1 protein-coding gene is annotated in these 313 nt (G+C 41.2%); it reads right to left on the reverse strand.

Annotation, left to right across the window (positions count from 1 at the left end):
- Nucleotides 1-313: helix-hairpin-helix domain-containing protein (locus ON09_RS23925; protein ID WP_010603605.1), on the reverse strand; the 313-nt coding region annotated here is incomplete at both ends.

Genomic DNA, 313 nt, shown 5'->3' on the forward strand with positions numbered 1-313 from the left:
ACGTACACACTGTTTTTGTTTATGCCCCAGGTAGTTATAAACATCCCAAAGTAAGGTTTTCTTATCTTTTCCGGTAAACCTCAAAGCCCCTAACCGGATTAGCAAAATTGCCTGTTCTAAAGTAATTTGAGTCCGTTTGATAAACTGCTCCAAATCCTGGTAAGCGCCGTTTAACTGCCGTTCTTTGGGTATGAGTTCGATTAATTTCTGCTCCAATCCTTGAATGCCGACAAAGCCCAAATAGGCATCATTTTCTCTAATAGTTACCACCTCGTCGCTATGGTTAACACATGGCAAATGAACCTTTGCTCCT

Source organism: Pedobacter agri PB92 (assembly GCF_000258495.1).
GTDB classification, from domain to species: Bacteria; Bacteroidota; Bacteroidia; order Sphingobacteriales; family Sphingobacteriaceae; genus Pedobacter; species Pedobacter agri.